Here is a 17,054-nt window from a genome sequence, read left to right as displayed (position 1 = left end):
AACGCCACCGGGGAAAACCTTAGCGACGCTCCAGAATCTCGAAGCAGTAACTATGGGAATTCTGCGCATCAGCATCGTGGAACTCGCTGAATACCGACTCCCACTCGTCCGGATCGTAATCCGGGAAATGAGTATCGCCTTCCACTTCCGCATCAATATGGGTCAGATAAAGCTTTTGCGCTTTTGGCAGGAACTGCTCATAAACGCGTCCGCCGCCGATCACCATCATCTCTTCTACGTCGCCGCAAGCGGCGATGGCTTCATCGACCGACTTCACCCACTGCACGCGATCGTCGGTGCCGGGCTGGCTGCTAATAACGATATTTTTACGCCCCGGTAACGGGCGACCGATAGATTCCCAGGTGAGACGCCCCATCACTACCGGTTTGTTTAAGGTATTGCGCTTAAACCAGGCGAGATCGGCAGGCAGATTCCACGGCATGGCATTTTCCATACCAATGACGCGATCTACCGCTAACGCCGCAATCAGACTGATCATTGAATAATTCCCGAATGCAAAAAATTGCCGCCACTATACGGAAAGCGTAATACTTCGTCGACTGGGCGGAGAGTAAAGAATCAGAAAATTTTAAGATTTGCTGGCGAGCCCACGTAAGCCCCGTGAGCCGCCAGACAGGATTTAAATTGAAAACAAAATGTTACTTGTAAAGCTAACGTAACACCCTGAATTCCCTCTTATGCCGGGGGTTTATTTTCCGGCTCATCAGCGATATCACCGGTATGCCTCCCCTCTTCCGTTCCTTGCCAGCCATGACGCTGAACCAGCGATAAATGATTGCGGTCTTCGTTGATTATTCCGGTCAGCATATCGCTGGTGCGCTTGAATACCGCCACCCGCGAGGCCGCATCGTTTTCCGCCATGGCCACCATCTCTTCGACCATTTGCAGGTTGAAACGGCGGAACAGATCGGCGCGCTCGCGGGCCTCGTAGGCTCCCAGGCCCAGCGCCTCAAGCGTCATACGCCCGGACTTCAGCGCCGCTTCAAAGGTTTCACGCTCCGGCGCCTCAACGCCTGCCTGGCGCAGCTTAATGTAATGATCGACATCGCGGGCGCGGGAGATGATCTGCAGATGCGGAAAATGCTCTTTTGCCAGCTCCGCCAGCTGCAGGTTTGTCTGCGGATCGTCGATGGCGTTAATCAGCACTTCCGCTTTTTCCGCCCCCGCCGACTCCAGCAGGTCAACCCGCGTCGCATCGCCGTAGAACACCTTCATATCAAACTTACGCAGGGTATCGACGTGGTCAGGATCGTGATCGAGAATCACCATCTTCACGCCGCTGGAGAGCAGCACGCGGCCGGCAATCTGCCCGTAGCGGCCAAAGCCGGCAATAATTACCCGCGGCTGCTCTTCGTCAATTTCATCCGCCTCGCGCTCCTGACCGCTGGTGGATTTCTCCAGACGGGTCAGCAACACCAGCAGGATTGGCGTGGCAGCCATCGATAGCGCCACCGCCAGGGTCAGCGCCTTCGCCCATTCGCCGTCCAGGACATCGGCCATCTGCGCCGCGCCGAAGACCACAAAGGCAAATTCACTCCCCTGCCCCAGCAGCACCGCAAACCAACGGCGCTGCGCGCGAGGTACGCCTAACGGCCTGGCGATCAACCACAGCATCAGGGATTTAATCACCAGAAATCCCACCAGCAAAATCAGGATCCGCAACGGATGAGTCACCAGAGTACCGAAGTCGATAGACATCCCGACGCCGATAAAAAACAGCCCCAGCAGCAGCCCCTTAAACGGTTCAATATCGCTTTCGAGAGCGTGGCGGTACTCCGAGCTCGCCAGCAGCACCCCGGCCAGGAATGCCCCCATCGCCATCGACAGCCCAACCTCTTCCAGCAGCAGCCCGAAGCCAAACACCAGGAACAGAGCCACGGCGCTGAAGACTTCACGCAGGCCGGAGCGCGCAACAAAACGCAGCATCGGCCGGGTCAGATAGCGGCCAAGCACCACCACCAGCGCCAGCGCACCCGCCACTTTCAGGGCCGAGAGTGCAAACGCGCCCAGCGTCGTCGAGCCGCCGCTCGCCGCCAGCAGCGGGATCATCGCCACCAGAGGAATAGCCGCAATATCCTGGAACAGCAGCACCGCAAAGGCGCTCCGGCCCAACTGGGTGACCGTCAGGTTACGCTCGTTCATCGCCTGCATAGCGATCGCCGTTGAAGAGAGCGCCAGCGTCATGCCAATCAGCTCGGCAACCTGCCAGCGCAGACCAAGCGACATGCAGAACAGGCCGATCAGCACGCCGCAGACGACCATCTGCAGCGCCCCGCCACCGAACACCGAAGCGCGAAGTTTCCACAGGCGCTGGGGATCGAGCTCAAGACCGATAACGAAAAGCATCAGCACCACGCCGATTTCCGCGAAGTGCAGAATCGACTCGGCGTCGGTGACCAGCCGCAGCCCCCACGGGCCAATAATACAGCCGGCAATTAAGTAGCCGAGCACCGACCCTAAACCCAGACGTACGGCAATCGGCACGATCAGCGCGGCGGAGCCTAAATAGATGAGCGCCTGTATCAGCGTATGGCTATCCATGGTTGTGCGCCTCCTGCCATTCGATTAAGCGTTGCCGATAGCGGCGCGCCTGCGCCTGTAGGGTTTCGTCATCGCAGATAAAAGTGCAATGCATTGCAAACGGCGGTAGCCATGTCATGCCGCAGTAGAGGGCTGTCGCCTGCAGCGGCTGCGCCAGGACGTCGAAACCGGGAAAGGAACCAATATCAAAGTGGCTTTCGCCGCCGCCGGTAGTAACCGCCCACATCAGCGATTTACCGCGCAGCGCGATACCGTTGTGACCGTATGCCCAGCCGTGCGCCAGCACTTTATCCATCCACAGCTTGAGCAGCGGCGGCACGCTGTACCACTGCATCGGATGCTGCCAGATAACCAGATCGGCACGAGCCAGCGCCGCCTGCTCGGCGGCGATATCAATATTAAAGTCAGGATAAAGCTGATAGAGGGAGCGTATCTCTACGCCATCAAGCGTCCCTGCCTGCTCAAGCATCCGCTTATTCGCATGCGAGTGCTGCGGATAAGGGTGCGCATAAATTATGAGGATCATTGATTAGCCTGCGTTAGCTCTTGTTGTAATCAGCAAGAGTGTAGACAGTTAATTGAATCGCTTACAATGATAAGTGTGATTTATCTCTCATTCAGGGCGAGGATCGCTCAGGCAGGGATGACCCCGCGATACGGGGCCATGAATAACGCTTAGTTATCCAGTTCATCCATCGATTTAACCTGATCGCGATTGATCTGCTCGGTACGACCGGTTTCCGCGTTTTTGTAGGACACCAGACCGGTGTCGTCATCCACCTGGGGTTTGCCATCGGTGACAATAGTTTTGCCATCGGTGGTTTTTAGCGACTGATTAGATGAACAGCCAGCCACGGTGAAAAGCGCAGCAGCGGCAAAAATAGCGGCGGTGAGGGGCTTGTTGTACATGGTGTTTCTCTCCCGTTATTCAGTCATATTCATTATCACCCTAACCACTTTAGGCTAGCTGACTGTCCGGGGAGAGAAAACCAGAACTCTCCGAAGTGGCCTGTTAGCGCCGATCCCTCTGTTTTTGTTCGAAGTTCACCGCCGCGCCGATCAGGTTAGCATCGTTGCGGTATTGGCAGAGCACCACCTGCGGTAAAAATTCTGCTAAATCTTTTTCATTCACCAGCTCGTTCAGGCGCTGCTTGATGCCGTTAAAAATCCTATCGCTGGCGGAGATACCGCCGCCGATAATCAGGCAGTCTGGGTCGTAGCACACCTGCAAATTCAGTAAGCCTGTCGCCATCCAGTGGTAAAACTGCGCCACTTCCTGCTGCGCGATATTGTCGCCCTCCTCGGCCAGGCGAAAGACATCCTCTCCGGAGACGGAGTCAGCCGCCAGCGACATGCGCCGGGCATAACGACGCGCCGTAGCGACGGCGGTTGCCAGTTCGCTAAAGGTTTGCCCCTCGTGCAGGGTCATCATGCCAAATTCCCCGGCGTAGCGATGGCTGCCGTGGCGCAGGACTTTATTGTCGACAATGGCGCCACCGATACCTGAACCGGCAATCACAAACAGTACGCTGTCATACTCGCGGCCCGCGCCCAATGCCGCCTCGGCGATACCCGCCGAGTTGGCGTCGTTCTCAATGCATACCGGCAGTGAAAACAGCCCGGAAAGCTCTTCGACGATGGGAAAGTGATGAATATAGGGAATGGCGCTCAGGCCGCTAATGACCCCGCTCTGAGGATCCACGCACCCAGGAGCACTAATTGAGATCCCATCAATGGCGTAGCGCGACTGAAACTGTTGATAAAGTTCCAATAGCCGATTTTTCATCTCTTCCCAGCTATCAGGCGTCTCAACCGATGCGGTGTCCTTCAGCTCCCCCTGCTGCCAGACGCCATATTTAATCGATGTGCCGCCCCAATCAAACAAAAGTATCGCCATGTCGTTATCCTTGCGTGCGTCATGAAATGGTTTTGTTCCATTAAGGATGAACCCTCTCCCCCTATTTCGCTTTATCGCAACGCAAAAAAAAGCGCCTCCGGCGTTGGCCACCGGAGGCGCTTTTACTGGCAGATGAGATTACTTTTTAATCTGCGCGTGCATTTCCTGCACCGAGGTCACTTTCTCTATCGCGTTGGCATTGAGGGCCATTGCGGTAGCGAAACCGCCGTTCAGCGTGGTGTCGTAGTGCACTTTGTACTGCAGGGCGCTGCGGCGAATCAGCTTGGAGTCTTCAATCGCCTGACGGCCTGCGGTGGTGTTGATGATGTAGGTGTATTCGCCATTCTTGATGCGGTCCTGAATGTGCGGGCGGCCTTCATGCACCTTGTTCACCAGACGCGGGTTGATGCCGGCTTCGCCCAGCACAATCGCAGTACCGTGGGTTGCATCCAGCTCGAAACCAAACTTCAGCAGTTTTGCCGCCAGATCCACCACGCGCTCTTTGTCGCCTTCGCGTACGGAGAGCAACGCGCGTCCCTGTTTCTTCATCGTCGAGTTGCTGCCTAACTGCGCCTTGGCGAACGCTTCCGCGAAGGTGCGGCCAACGCCCATGACTTCGCCGGTAGAGCGCATTTCTGGCCCTAACAGCGGGTCAACGCCCGGGAATTTGTTAAACGGCAGAACCACCTCTTTCACCGAATAGTACGGCGGGATGATCTCTTTAGTGACGCCCTGCTGAGCCAGCGTTTTGCCCGCCATCACGCGCGCCGCGACTTTCGCCAGCGGTACGCCGGTGGCTTTCGAGACAAACGGGACGGTACGCGCCGCGCGCGGGTTGACTTCAATCAGGTAGACTTCGTTGTTTTTGACCGCAAACTGCACGTTCATCAGACCGCGTACCTGCAGCTCAAAGGCCAGCTTCTGCACCTGCTCGCGCATCACATCCTGAATTTCCTGGCTCAGGGTGTAGGCCGGCAGCGAACACGCGGAGTCGCCGGAGTGTACGCCCGCCTGCTCGATATGCTCCATGATGCCGCCAATCAGCACCATTTCGCCGTCGCAGATGGCATCGACGTCAACTTCAACCGCATCGTCAAGGAAGCGGTCCAGCAGCACCGGCGCATCGTTAGAGACGCTGACGGCGGTCTGGAAGTAGCGACGCAGGTCGATTTCGTCGTAGACGATTTCCATCGCGCGGCCGCCGAGAACGTAGGACGGGCGCACCACCAGCGGGTAGCCAATCTCTTTCGCCTTCTCGACCGCCATTTCGATCGCGGTCACGGTGGCGTTCGCCGGCTGCTTCAGCTTCAGGCGGTCAACCGCGTGCTGGAAGCGCTCACGGTCTTCCGCACGGTCGATTGCATCCGGGCTGGTGCCGATAACCGGCACGCCTGCGGCTTCCAGCGCGCGCGCCAGCTTCAGCGGCGTCTGGCCGCCGTACTGCACGATAACGCCTTTCGGCTTCTCAATGCGCACGATTTCCAGCACGTCTTCCAGCGTCACCGGCTCAAAGTAGAGGCGGTCAGAGGTGTCGTAATCGGTAGAGACGGTTTCCGGGTTACAGTTGACCATAATGGTCTCGTAGCCGTCTTCGCGCAGCGCCAGGGAGGCATGGACGCAGCAGTAATCGAACTCGATGCCCTGGCCGATACGGTTCGGGCCGCCGCCGAGCACCATGATTTTATCGCGGTCAACGGACGGATTGGCTTCGCACTCATCTTCATAGGTGGAGTACATATAGGCGGTGTCGGTAGCGAATTCCGCCGCGCAGGTATCCACGCGCTTGTAGACCGGGTGCAGGTCATACTGGTCGCGCAGCTTGCGGATTTCCGCTTCGCGCACGCCAGCCAGCTTCGCCAGACGCGCATCGGCAAAGCCTTTACGCTTGAGCTGACGCAGGAAGTCGGCGTCGAGGCCGGTAATACCGACTTCAGCCACTTTCTCCTCCAGACGCACCAGCTCTTCAATCTGCACCAGGAACCAGCGGTCGATATTGGTCAGGTTGAACACGCCATCAACGGAGAGGCCCGCGCGGAAAGCGTCAGCGATGTACCAGATACGCTCAGCGCCAGCATCTTTCAGTTCGCGGCGGATTTTGGTCAGCGCTTCCGGATCGTCGAGGCTCACTTTCGGGTCGAAGCCGGTGGCGCCCACTTCCAGACCGCGCAGCGCTTTCTGCAGGGATTCCTGCTGGGTGCGGCCAATCGCCATCACTTCGCCCACCGATTTCATCTGGGTGGTCAGACGGTCGTTGGCGCCGACGAATTTTTCAAAGTTGAAGCGTGGGATTTTGGTCACAACGTAGTCGATGGACGGCTCAAACGACGCCGGGGTGCGGCCGCCGGTGATATCGTTCATCAGCTCATCAAGGGTGTAACCGACCGCCAGCTTCGCCGCCACTTTAGCGATCGGGAAGCCGGTGGCTTTCGAGGCCAGCGCCGAGGAGCGGGAGACGCGCGGGTTCATTTCGATAACGATCAGGCGGCCATCTTTCGGGTTCACCGAGAACTGAACGTTGGAACCGCCGGTCTCTACGCCGATTTCACGCAGTACCGCCATCGAGGCGTTACGCATGATTTGGTACTCTTTATCGGTCAGGGTCTGTGCCGGCGCGACGGTGATGGAGTCGCCGGTGTGGATGCCCATTGCGTCGAAGTTTTCAATAGAGCAGACGATGATGCAGTTGTCGTTTTTATCACGCACCACTTCCATCTCGTACTCTTTCCAGCCAATCAGCGACTCATCAATGAGCAGCTCATTCGTCGGCGAAAGATCCAGACCGCGTTCGCAGATTTCTTCGAACTCTTCGCGGTTGTAGGCGATACCGCCGCCGGTGCCGCCCATAGTAAAGGAAGGACGGATGATGCACGGGAAGCCAACTTCAGCGGCAACCGCCAGCGCTTCTTCCATGGTATGTGCGATCCCGGAACGCGCGGTGTCGAGGCCAATTTTCTTCATTGCCACGTCGAAACGGCGGCGGTCTTCCGCTTTATCAATCGCGTCGGCGGTCGCGCCAATCATGGTCACGCCGAACTCGGCCAGCACGCCCTGACGCTCCAGCTCCAGCGCGCAGTTCAGCGCCGTCTGGCCGCCCATGGTCGGCAGAACCGCATCCGGACGCTCTTTCTCAATGATCTTGCGCACCACTTCCCAGTGAATCGGCTCGATGTAGGTAGCATCGGCCATTTCCGGGTCGGTCATGATGGTGGCCGGGTTAGAGTTCACCAGAATGACACGGTAGCCCTCTTCGCGCAGCGCTTTACACGCCTGGGCGCCGGAGTAGTCAAACTCACACGCCTGACCGATAACAATCGGGCCCGCGCCCAGAATCAGGATGCTTTTTATATCTGTACGTTTTGGCATGGCTCTCTTAACTCCTGATTATTTCGCGGACTGACGGTACTGCTTAATTAACTCGATAAAATGGTCGAACAGCGGTGCGGCATCGTGCGGGCCGGGGCTCGCCTCCGGGTGTCCCTGGAAGCTGAACGCCGGTTTGTCGGTACGATGAATCCCCTGCAGGGTGCCGTCGAACAGCGACTTATGGGTGACGCGCAGGTTGGCCGGCATAGACGCTTCATCCACCGCGAAACCGTGGTTCTGCGCGGTGATCATCACCACGTTATTATCAATATCTTTTACCGGATGGTTGCCGCCGTGGTGGCCGAACTTCATCTTCACGGTCTTCGCGCCGCTCGCCAGCGCCAGCAGCTGATGGCCGAGGCAGATGCCGAATACAGGAACGCTGGTTTCCAGAAACTTCTCAATCGCGTCAATAGCGTAGTCGCAGGGCGCCGGGTCGCCGGGACCGTTGGACAGGAAGATACCGTCCGGATTCATCTTCAGCACCTCTTCAGCGGAGGTCTTTGCCGGCACCACCGTCAGACGGCAGCCGCGGTCTACCAGCATGCGCAAAATGTTGCGCTTGGCGCCGAAATCGTAGGCCACCACGTGGAACGGCAGCTCGCTTTCCGCTTTGGCTTCCGGCAGGTCGCCCGCAAGGGTCCAGCTTCCCTGCGTCCAGCTGTAGGTTTCTGCGGTGGTTACTTCCTTCGCCAGATCCATACCGTTAAGGCCCGGGAACGCTTTTGCCTTTTCCAGCGCCAGCTGCGCATCCGGGCTATCGCCGGCGATGATGCAGCCGTTCTGCGCGCCTTTTTCACGCAGCAGGCGGGTCAGCTTACGGGTGTCGATATCGGCAATCGCTACAATGTTATGGCGCTTCAGATAAGAAGAGAGGTCTTCGGTATTGCGGAAGTTGCTGGCAATCAGCGGCAGATCGCGAATGACCAGACCCTGCGCGTGTACCTGAGAAGATTCTTCATCGGCGGCATTGGTGCCGACATTGCCGATATGGGGATAAGTTAGAGTGACGATTTGGCGGGAATAGGAAGGATCAGTGAGGATTTCTTGATAACCGGTCATTGAAGTATTGAAAACGACTTCCCCAACCGCCGTGCCGGTAGCCCCAATGGCCCGACCGTGAAACTGGGTTCCGTCTTCCAGAACCAATAGCGCTGACTTAATCAAAACACCCTCCAGAGAATATCCACTCACTTTATTTGCATATTAATTCATAATGTAGATCTGAATCAATGCAAATCTGTTGCCCGCAGAATTTTGGCAAACGGCGGCATTCTGGAGAGATGGCGGGTAAAAGTCAACTTAAAGCGGATATTTTTAATCTTGTTTCAGGCGACTACTCTGTAATCTCTGCTTTAAGCGGCAAAAAGATCAACTAACTCGCCTGGGAAAACGCTTGCGGAGGCGGAAGAGTGTAAAAACTGCGCTCAAGGTGTAAAAAAGTGGACCAGATGGTCAAAATTTACAATAAAACAACAAAATCAGGGTGGATAATGTATTTTTTTGAAGAGTTCAGCCAATAAAAATCGCAAAAATCAAAAAATAAAGAAGGGCAATAAAGCATTGCCCCTTGCAATCAATTACTTATTGAAAGCAATAACCACATCACGATGGGTAATAATCGTTATAAAGAGTTCAGTTCAAGCACATCACGCATATCAAAAAGACCATTTTTCTTGCCTTTTAGCCATAATGCAGAGCGAACGGCACCATTTGCAAAAGTCATCCGGCTGGAAGCCTTATGGCTGATTTCAATACGTTCGCCGATATCCGCAAACATCGCCGTATGTTCGCCGACGATATCCCCGGCGCGCACGGTTGCAAAGCCGATGGTGCCGGGAACGCGCTCACCGGTATAGCCTTCGCGACTGTATACCGCACACTCCTTCAGATCTTTATCCAGCGCGCCGGCAATCGCCTCGCCCATCGCCAGCGCCGTACCTGATGGCGCGTCGACTTTATGGCGATGATGCGCTTCAATAATCTCAATATCGGTATAGTCGCCCATCACCTTCGCCGCTTTCTCCAGCAGCTTAAGCATAACGTTAACGCCAACGCTAAAGTTTGCGGCAAAGACGATGGCGATCTCCTGCGACGCCTCGCGAATGGCCTGCTTCCCGGCGTCGTCAAAACCGGTGGTGCCGATAACCATGCCTTTACCATGTTGACGGCAAAAAGCGAGATGGTTCAGCGTGCCTTCCGGACGGGTGAAATCGATGAAGACATCGAAATCGTCTTTTACCGCCTCAAGGCTGCTCTGCACCACCACCCCTGACTTGCCCGCGCCCGCCAGTTCGCCCGCATCGCTGCCGAGCAGCGAGGAACCTTCGCGCTCCAGCGCCGCGCCAAGCGCCGCGCCTTCCATCTGCTGTACCGCCTGAATTAACTGGCGTCCCATCCGGCCGCCCGCGCCCGCGATGGCCACGCGGATATGTGCATCATGCATAGCTATTCTCTTTTGTTAACACTACGTAAATTGTTTTCAGAGTAACCAGCCCAACGATGAGCCGCTACTCAAAAACACCGATAATTAGAAATTTATGACAAACTGCCGCCGATATCAGTAAAAACTATACGATTATGCCGGGAATCGGCCATTGGGCAGAGAGAAGGAATGAACAAATGGGGCTGGAACCCCGGTTCAGCCATGTGCAGGTCAATCCGGGGTCAGCTATCGATGAAAAACCGGGCAATTAATGCAGGAACATCTCCCCGGCAGGAAAACCAGACAGGAACCAGGTTACCGCCAGCAGGTCAGCGCTGCCGCCAGGGCTAAGATGGCGAACAATCAGTTCATCATCCAGCTGGCGCAGCGCTTCCAGCCCGCCATCGGCCAGCACTCCGCCTTCCCACAGCAGCTTTTGCGCCTGCTGCTGAACAAAATTCAGCCCTTCCAGCCCACCGCGCGATACCAGATTGGTATCGTCATTCCAGGCCATCAGATGCAGCAGGGTCTGCAATAACGCCAGATTGGCGTCGCCGGTATTCGCCATGACGCGATTGAATACCGGCATCGCCTGAGTGCGCACGGTGTGAAAGCCGCTTTCCGCTTCGCCTCTAGCACCGGAGAGCCCGTAGCGCAGGAAATGCCCTTCGCCTTTGCTCACCTTCTTTCCTTCAGAGGAGGAGAGCTCGCGCGCCACCAGGCCGCGACAGAATCGGGCCACCTGATCGCAAACCCGATGCTGTTCAACCGGCTCCCCTCTGGCAACCAGTCTTCCCGCCGCCGCGCAGAGCAGGCCAAAAGCGAAGATCGCGCCGCGATGGGTGTTCACCCCGCCGGTGGCTTCCAGCATATCCGTCTCGCAGGCCATGCCCACCGGACGCAGCATCGTCAACACCTGTTCCGGCGTGATATTGGCGGTGTCGTGTCCCATAATGAAAAACTTCTCCATCCACGGGGCGACAACCGCCGTACTGGCCTCAAAGGTGGCCAGATCCATATCCCGATGCGCGCCGGCATTACGAATATCCACCAGACCCGGCTTCGGCGTCAGGCGAACTTCAGTCAGTAGCGCCCGTCCCACGCGAGAAACCATCTCCTCAGCCGTCACCGTTTGACGGCTCAATGGCCGATGCTGGCTTATTATCACTTCGCTCATGCCTTTCTCCTCAGCGCGTTTAACCAGCGGTTTTAACCTGACGAATCACGTCGATCACCGAACCATCGCGATAGCGCACCACGGCCACGACCCGATCGGTGAATTCGATCGGATCAGGCTTGCCGGTCAACAGTTCGGCGCGCTGCTGTAGCTCTTCGATGGTCATGAGCTGGATGCCCGCGTTACGCAGGTTATCAATCAGGTCCTGACGCGCCGGGTTAACGGCAATACCGTGGTCGGTCACCAGCACATCCACGCTGGCCCCCGGCGTGACGCGAGTCAGGACTTTCTCCACCACGCACGGAATACGCCCACGCACCAGCGGCGCGGTGATAATGGTTAAATCCGCGCCTGCCGCCGTATCGCTATGGCCGCCGGACGCCCCGCGCAGTACACCGTTGGAGCCGGTCATCACGTTAACGTTAAACCCGGTGTCGATTTCCAGCGCGCTGAGCATCACCACATTCAGGCGTTCGCAGGAGATCCCTTTCGAACCGGGATTGGCGTACTGATTAGCGGAAATTTCGATATGATTAGGGTTGTTCGCCAGCGAACGGGCGGCATCGCCGTCGAAAGATTGGGTATCCAGCAGCGCTTTGATCAAGCCCTTTTCATGCAGATCGACCATCGTGCCGGTAATCCCGCCCAAACCAAAGCTGGCGGTGATATTGTTACGACGCATCTTATCTTCGAGGAAGCGAGTTACCGCCAGCGATGCGCCGCCGGTACCGGTTTGCAAAGAGAAGCCCTCTTTGAAGTAGCCCGAATGTTCGATGACTTTGGCCGCCTGGCGGGCGATCAGCAGCTCGCGTGGGTTGCTGGTCAGACGGATCGCGCCAGCGGTGATTTTCGCCGGATCGCCGACTTCATCAACCTGCACGATCAGATCCACCTGATCCTGGGCGATGCTGGCCGGATAGTTCGGATAATCCACCCACTCTTCAGTCAGCAGTACCACGCATCTGGCGGCATCGGCATCCACTTTGGCGTAACCCAGCGAGCCGCAGCGGGATTTACCGCTAAAGCCGTTGGCATTGCCATATTCATCGCAGCACGGCACGCCGAGGAACGCCACGTCAATGGTTAGCTCACCGGTTTGCACTAAATACGCCCGGCCGCCGTGGGAATGGATTTGTACCGGATTTTCCATCAGCCCGGCGGAGATCTCTTCCCCCAGCTTCCCGCGCAGACCGGAGGTGTAAATCTGCCGGATCACGCCGTTTTTTATGTGCTCGATCAGCGGCCAGTGGGCGTCGATCAGCGAGCTTGAGGCCAGCGTCAGATCGCGAAAGCCCATTTCAGCCAGCTTCGCCACCACCATATTGACCACCTTGTCACCGCCGCGAAACGCGTGATGGAAGGAGATGGTCATACCGTTTTGCAGCCCGGAGCGGCGAATCGCCTCCTCCAGCGAAGCGCAGACTTTACGCTGCCGCTTTTCGCTTTCACTGGCCAGCCACGGACTCTTCGCCGTTACCCCTGCGTAAGGTTCTAATCCTTCCGGCATGACGTACTGTTGATTAAGCATTGCCACGGTCTCTTTCATTATTTCCTCCTTAATCACGAATGCCGGAAGCCGACAGCGCCACGACTTTGCGCGCATGATCGATAATCGGTCCATCTATCATCTTGCCGTTTAGCGAGACCACGCCGAGTCCGCGTTCTTCCGCCTCTTCCGCCGCCGCGATGACGTCCCGCGCATGCTCAACTTCTTTCAGCGTTGGGGCATAAACCTGGTGCAGCAGCTCAATCTGGCGCGGGTTAACCAGCGATTTGCCGTTAAAGCCGAGATTTTTCGCCAGATTCGCTTCCGCGAGGAAACCCTCTTCATTGTTAATGTCCGACCACACGACGTCATAGGCCGCGATTCCGGCGACGCGGGCCGCGTGCAGCACCGCGCAGCGGGCGTAGAACAGCTCCGTGCCGTCGCCGCGGCAGGTCCCCATATCCATGACGTAGTCGAAGGCCGCCAGCGCAATGGCCGACAGACGCGGACTGGCGCGGGCGATTTCTACCGCGTTCACCACGCCCAGCGCCGACTCAATCGCCGCCATTAATTTGGTGCTGCCCACCTCCCGGCCGCACTCGCGCTCAATACGTTCGACGTGAGCCTCCAGCTCATGAATATCTTCTTTGCTATCGGTTTTCGGCAGACGCACCATGTCGACGCCAGCCCGCACCACCGCCTCAAGGTCGGCAAGGCCGAACGGCGTGCTGAGCGGGTTAATACGCACCACGGTTTCCACATCCCGGTAGAGCGGATGCTGGAGCGCATGATGCACCAGCAGGCGAGCGGTATCTTTTTCTCGTAGCGAGACGGCGTCTTCGAGGTCAAACATCACCGCGTCAGCGCCGTAGACAAAAGAGGTGCTTAACATCGCGGCGTTGGCGCCGGGGATAAACAGCATACTGCGACGAGGTTTCATAGCTGGCTCCATTGCGGTTGAGATTGTTGCGCCGCGCGCAGCGCTGCGGCCTGGACGCGAGCCTTCAGCACGCATTCGAGCGCGCCTTTATCATCGACGACGACGTTCGCCCGGGTAACGCCAAGCTGGGTCAGCGTCTCTCTGACGACGCGTTCAATCGCCGCGCCAAACTGCTGCTTCACAATGCTGTCGATTTCAAGCTGAATACCTGGCTCATTCGCAGGCCCAATCCTGACCATCACATCGCTGGACTCCAGCGTGCCGGCCAGGGCGTCAATCATCATTTCCATAGAGGCTGATCCTTAGTTATGGCGGTAAAATCAGGCGGTCTGGCGTTCGCTTTCCGCCAGATGCATCAGAAAAGCGAGCGTTCCCGGCGGTACCAGCGGCTCGATAGCCGACCACTGGCGCTGCTGATACAGCTTGCGCACCCGGGAAGCGGAAATCGGCGCGCCCTCTTTCTCAACCCGCGCCAGCTCAACCACTTCAATGGTCGGCGCGTCGCCGGGCACTTCCAGCAGCTGTCGCATACGCAGGTTGTAATTACGGGTTAATTCGCACAGCGGTTCGCTGCCGACAAAGCGGTGGGTGACCCCCAGCGCCGGAGCTAAATGTTCGCGAAACAGCTGCAGATCGATCTGGCAGTGGCAATCGTCAACCACGCCTTTGTCTTTCAGGAAGTAGCCGGGGAAAGTGGCGCGCGAGATCAGATAGGACGATCCCGGATGCAGGGTCACGTTATCGATCCCGGCGATCCCCTGCTCGATCAGCGCCACGCGATCCTGGTAGCTGAAAAATGAAGCATCTTCCTTCACCACGAAAAGATGCAGCCAGTCGCACTGGCGAGCGGCTTGCTCCACCAGCCAGCGATGCCCCAGCGTAAAGGGATTGGCGTTCATTACGATGGCGCCGATTTTTTCTCCGGGCTGGCGATACATCCTGAGCTGGCGGCAATAGCGGGCCAGGCGTTCGCGGCTGTTCTCCATCAAAACGGCCCTGTCGCCCGCACGGGCGATAGGCCAAAAACCGGCGCAGGAAAAGAGGGCCGCGTTATAAGGTTTAGTGAACAGAAACAGCTCGCTGCGGCCCAGCTCATACGCCAGGGTCATCAGTTCAGTCAGCAGCTTCAGGCTAAGCCCTTCTCCCTGCAGCGACGGGTCGACGGCAATGCACTTCAGCACGCATCCGGCAATCGCGCCGCAGCCAACAATGCGCCGCTGGTACTCGGCGACAATCACTATTTCGCAATCCGCCTCGAGCGAGAGCTGATGCTGATGAAGAAAGAGGTCAACGGCCTCTCGCCGCCGGGGATCTTTCTGTACCACGACGCGTTTTAATATCAGATTCATTTTTTTCGCGCTTCATTGACCAAAACGAGCTGTATTTCGCCACCGTTCCCGTAGCGGTTCTTTTATTTGAATCACACTTTTCCCCGTACCTTAATTTGCTTTATGGTTTTTATGTTGTTAATTAATTCAGAAGAATAAAAACAATTAAATTAATTAAAAACACGACTAATCAGTGAACGTAATCACATATCGCCGTAGCGCATCTTTATTATTATGCCGCCGTCCTATTATTGCTTTTTCTAACGGCATTATTCCTTTTTTTAACAGGGTGACGTCATATGACTAATATGAGCCAGGCTCCTTCGACGGAGAAAAATGGTGTAAGTGAACTGCTGAAGTTTAAAATCTTCGGCATGCCGCTTCCGCTATACGCGTTTGCGTTAATCACTTTACTACTTTCACATTTTTATAACGCGCTGCCGACCGACATTGTTGGCGGCTTCGCCATCATGTTTATTATCGGCGCCATCTTTGGCGAAATTGGCAAACGGCTGCCGATATTTAATAAATATATTGGCGGCGCGCCGGTGATGATCTTCCTCGTAGCCGCTTATTTCGTTTACGCAGGCATTTTTACCCAAAAAGAAATTGATGCAATCACTAATGTGATGGATAAAAGCAATTTCCTGAACTTATTCATCGCAGTTTTGATAACTGGCGCAATTCTCTCGGTTAACCGTAAACTGCTGTTGAAATCGCTGCTGGGTTATATTCCGACGATCCTTATGGGGATCCTCGGCGCATCTATCTTCGGGATTATCATCGGCCTGTGCTTCGGTATTTCCGTAGACCGCATCATGATGCTGTACGTTCTGCCGATTATGGGCGGCGGCAACGGCGCAGGCGCGGTTCCGCTGTCCGAAATTTATCACTCCGTCACCGGCCGCTCCCGTGAAGAGTACTACTCCACCGCGATTGCCATTCTGACCATCGCCAATATCTTCGCCATCGTTTTTGCCGCACTGCTCGATATTATCGGTAAAAAACACACCTGGCTGAGCGGGGAAGGCGAACTGGTACGTAAAGCCTCCTTTAAAGTCGATGATGATGAAAAAGCAGGCCAGATTACCCATCGCGAAACGGCGGTCGGCCTGGTGCTCGCCACCACCTGTTTCCTGCTGGCCTACGTCATTGCTAAGAAAATTTTGCCAAGCATTGGCGGTGTCTCAATCCACTATTTCGCCTGGATGGTGCTGATCGTCGCGGCGCTGAATGCTTCCGGCCTCTGCTCGCCGGAGATCAAAGCCGGGGCCAAACGCCTGTCTGACTTCTTCTCTAAGCAGCTGCTGTGGGTACTGATGGTCGGCGTCGGCGTGTGCTACACCGACCTGCAGGAAATTATCGACGCGATTACCTTCGCGAACGTCATCATCGCTGCGGTAATCGTCGTAGGTGCTGTCGTCGGGGCGGCCGTCGGCGGCTGGATGATTGGCTTCTTCCCGATCGAATCCGCCATCACCGCAGGCCTGTGCATGGCTAACCGCGGCGGCTCAGGCGACCTGGAAGTGCTCTCTGCCTGTAACCGTATGAATCTTATCTCTTATGCGCAAATCTCCTCCCGTCTGGGCGGCGGTATTGTGCTGGTCATCGCCAGCATTGTGTTCGGCATGATGATGTAACCAACACGCACGATGGCGATGTTTGAGCGTCAACCACAGCGATGCCAATTAGGGGCCAGAGCCGGGGGCGGCTTCGGGAAATCCACCCTACTCCTTAGCCGGAAGTATCGTTTGGTTAGCCTTCAAACACGCCGTCGTGCCCTTACTTTAGGGTCTTTCAATGACTGAAGCTGTACTGCTGGGTGAAGGCTTCACCCTGATGTTCCTCGGCATGGGGTTCGTGCTGGCGTTTCTGT

14 protein-coding genes and 1 pseudogene are annotated in these 17,054 nt (G+C 56.5%); 2 read left to right on the top strand and 13 right to left on the bottom strand.

The window, feature by feature from the left end; genetic code table 11:
• Positions 1-19: 19 nt before the first annotated feature.
• The 13 genes from folA to citC all read right to left on the bottom strand — a co-directional run bounded on the left by folA (position 20) and on the right by citC (position 15,199).
• The gene (folA, locus tag ABLV75_RS14785) at positions 20-499 is read right to left on the bottom strand and encodes a type 3 dihydrofolate reductase (RefSeq protein ID WP_004108231.1); all 480 of its coding nucleotides are present in this window, start codon (positions 497-499) and stop codon (positions 20-22) included.
• 197 nt (positions 500-696) lie between these two features.
• The gene (gene kefC, locus ABLV75_RS14780) at positions 697-2,562 is read right to left on the bottom strand and encodes a glutathione-regulated potassium-efflux system protein KefC (protein ID WP_004108233.1); all 1,866 of its coding nucleotides are present in this window, start codon (positions 2,560-2,562) and stop codon (positions 697-699) included.
• Positions 2,555-3,088 carry a glutathione-regulated potassium-efflux system oxidoreductase KefF gene (gene kefF, locus ABLV75_RS14775; RefSeq protein ID WP_004108234.1) on the bottom strand — a complete coding sequence of 178 codons (534 nt, stop codon included), beginning with the start codon at positions 3,086-3,088 and terminating at the stop codon, positions 2,555-2,557. Before kefF ends, kefC begins: the two co-directional genes overlap by 8 nt.
• Positions 3,089-3,237: 149 nt before the next feature.
• Positions 3,238-3,471: a YgdI/YgdR family lipoprotein gene (locus tag ABLV75_RS14770; RefSeq protein WP_004108236.1), complete on the bottom strand. Its 234-nt coding sequence runs from the start codon at positions 3,469-3,471 to the stop codon at positions 3,238-3,240.
• A 103-nt stretch (positions 3,472-3,574) separates the two neighbouring features.
• Positions 3,575-4,459: an ROK family protein gene (locus ABLV75_RS14765; RefSeq protein WP_004108238.1), complete on the bottom strand. Its 885-nt coding sequence runs from the start codon at positions 4,457-4,459 to the stop codon at positions 3,575-3,577.
• A gap of 138 nt (positions 4,460-4,597) precedes the next feature.
• Positions 4,598-7,822, bottom strand: a complete 3,225-nt coding sequence (carB, locus tag ABLV75_RS14760) for a carbamoyl-phosphate synthase large subunit (protein ID WP_004108241.1) — start codon at positions 7,820-7,822, stop codon at positions 4,598-4,600.
• Between the two features lie 18 nt (positions 7,823-7,840).
• Positions 7,841-8,989 (bottom strand): glutamine-hydrolyzing carbamoyl-phosphate synthase small subunit, encoded by a 1,149-nt coding sequence (carA, locus tag ABLV75_RS14755; protein WP_004108252.1) that lies wholly within the window; start codon positions 8,987-8,989, stop codon positions 7,841-7,843.
• A gap of 457 nt (positions 8,990-9,446) precedes the next feature.
• Positions 9,447-10,268: a 4-hydroxy-tetrahydrodipicolinate reductase gene (dapB, locus tag ABLV75_RS14750; protein ID WP_004108255.1), complete on the bottom strand. Its 822-nt coding sequence runs from the start codon at positions 10,266-10,268 to the stop codon at positions 9,447-9,449.
• 247 nt (positions 10,269-10,515) lie between these two features.
• Positions 10,516-11,424, bottom strand: a complete 909-nt coding sequence (gene citG, locus ABLV75_RS14745) for a triphosphoribosyl-dephospho-CoA synthase CitG (RefSeq protein ID WP_004108261.1) — start codon at positions 11,422-11,424, stop codon at positions 10,516-10,518.
• 19 nt (positions 11,425-11,443) lie between these two features.
• Complete coding sequence (gene citF / locus ABLV75_RS14740) at positions 11,444-12,970, bottom strand: citrate lyase subunit alpha (protein WP_004108265.1); 1,527 nt, start codon at positions 12,968-12,970, stop codon at positions 11,444-11,446.
• A 10-nt stretch (positions 12,971-12,980) separates the two neighbouring features.
• The gene (citE, locus tag ABLV75_RS14735) at positions 12,981-13,850 is read right to left on the bottom strand and encodes a citrate (pro-3S)-lyase subunit beta (RefSeq protein ID WP_004108268.1); all 870 of its coding nucleotides are present in this window, start codon (positions 13,848-13,850) and stop codon (positions 12,981-12,983) included.
• Positions 13,847-14,140, bottom strand: coding sequence for a citrate lyase acyl carrier protein (citD, locus tag ABLV75_RS14730; RefSeq protein WP_004108271.1), 294 nt, complete (start codon positions 14,138-14,140; stop codon positions 13,847-13,849). Before citD ends, citE begins: the two co-directional genes overlap by 4 nt.
• A gap of 30 nt (positions 14,141-14,170) precedes the next feature.
• Positions 14,171-15,199, bottom strand: a complete 1,029-nt coding sequence (gene citC, locus ABLV75_RS14725) for a [citrate (pro-3S)-lyase] ligase (RefSeq protein WP_004108274.1) — start codon at positions 15,197-15,199, stop codon at positions 14,171-14,173.
• 278 nt (positions 15,200-15,477) lie between these two features.
• Here citC and citS point away from each other — a divergent pair, with 278 nt between their 5' ends.
• The gene (gene citS / locus ABLV75_RS14720; RefSeq protein WP_004108277.1) at positions 15,478-16,818 is read left to right on the top strand and encodes a citrate/sodium symporter CitS; all 1,341 of its coding nucleotides are present in this window, start codon (positions 15,478-15,480) and stop codon (positions 16,816-16,818) included.
• 160 nt (positions 16,819-16,978) lie between these two features.
• Positions 16,979-17,054 (top strand): annotated as a pseudogene (locus ABLV75_RS14715) (oxaloacetate decarboxylase gamma chain); the annotation flags it as partial.

This window comes from Klebsiella sp. CN_Kp066, assembly GCF_040065135.1.
GTDB lineage: Bacteria > Pseudomonadota > Gammaproteobacteria > Enterobacterales > Enterobacteriaceae > Klebsiella > Klebsiella oxytoca.
This window is presented reverse-complemented; position numbering and strand designations above follow the sequence as displayed.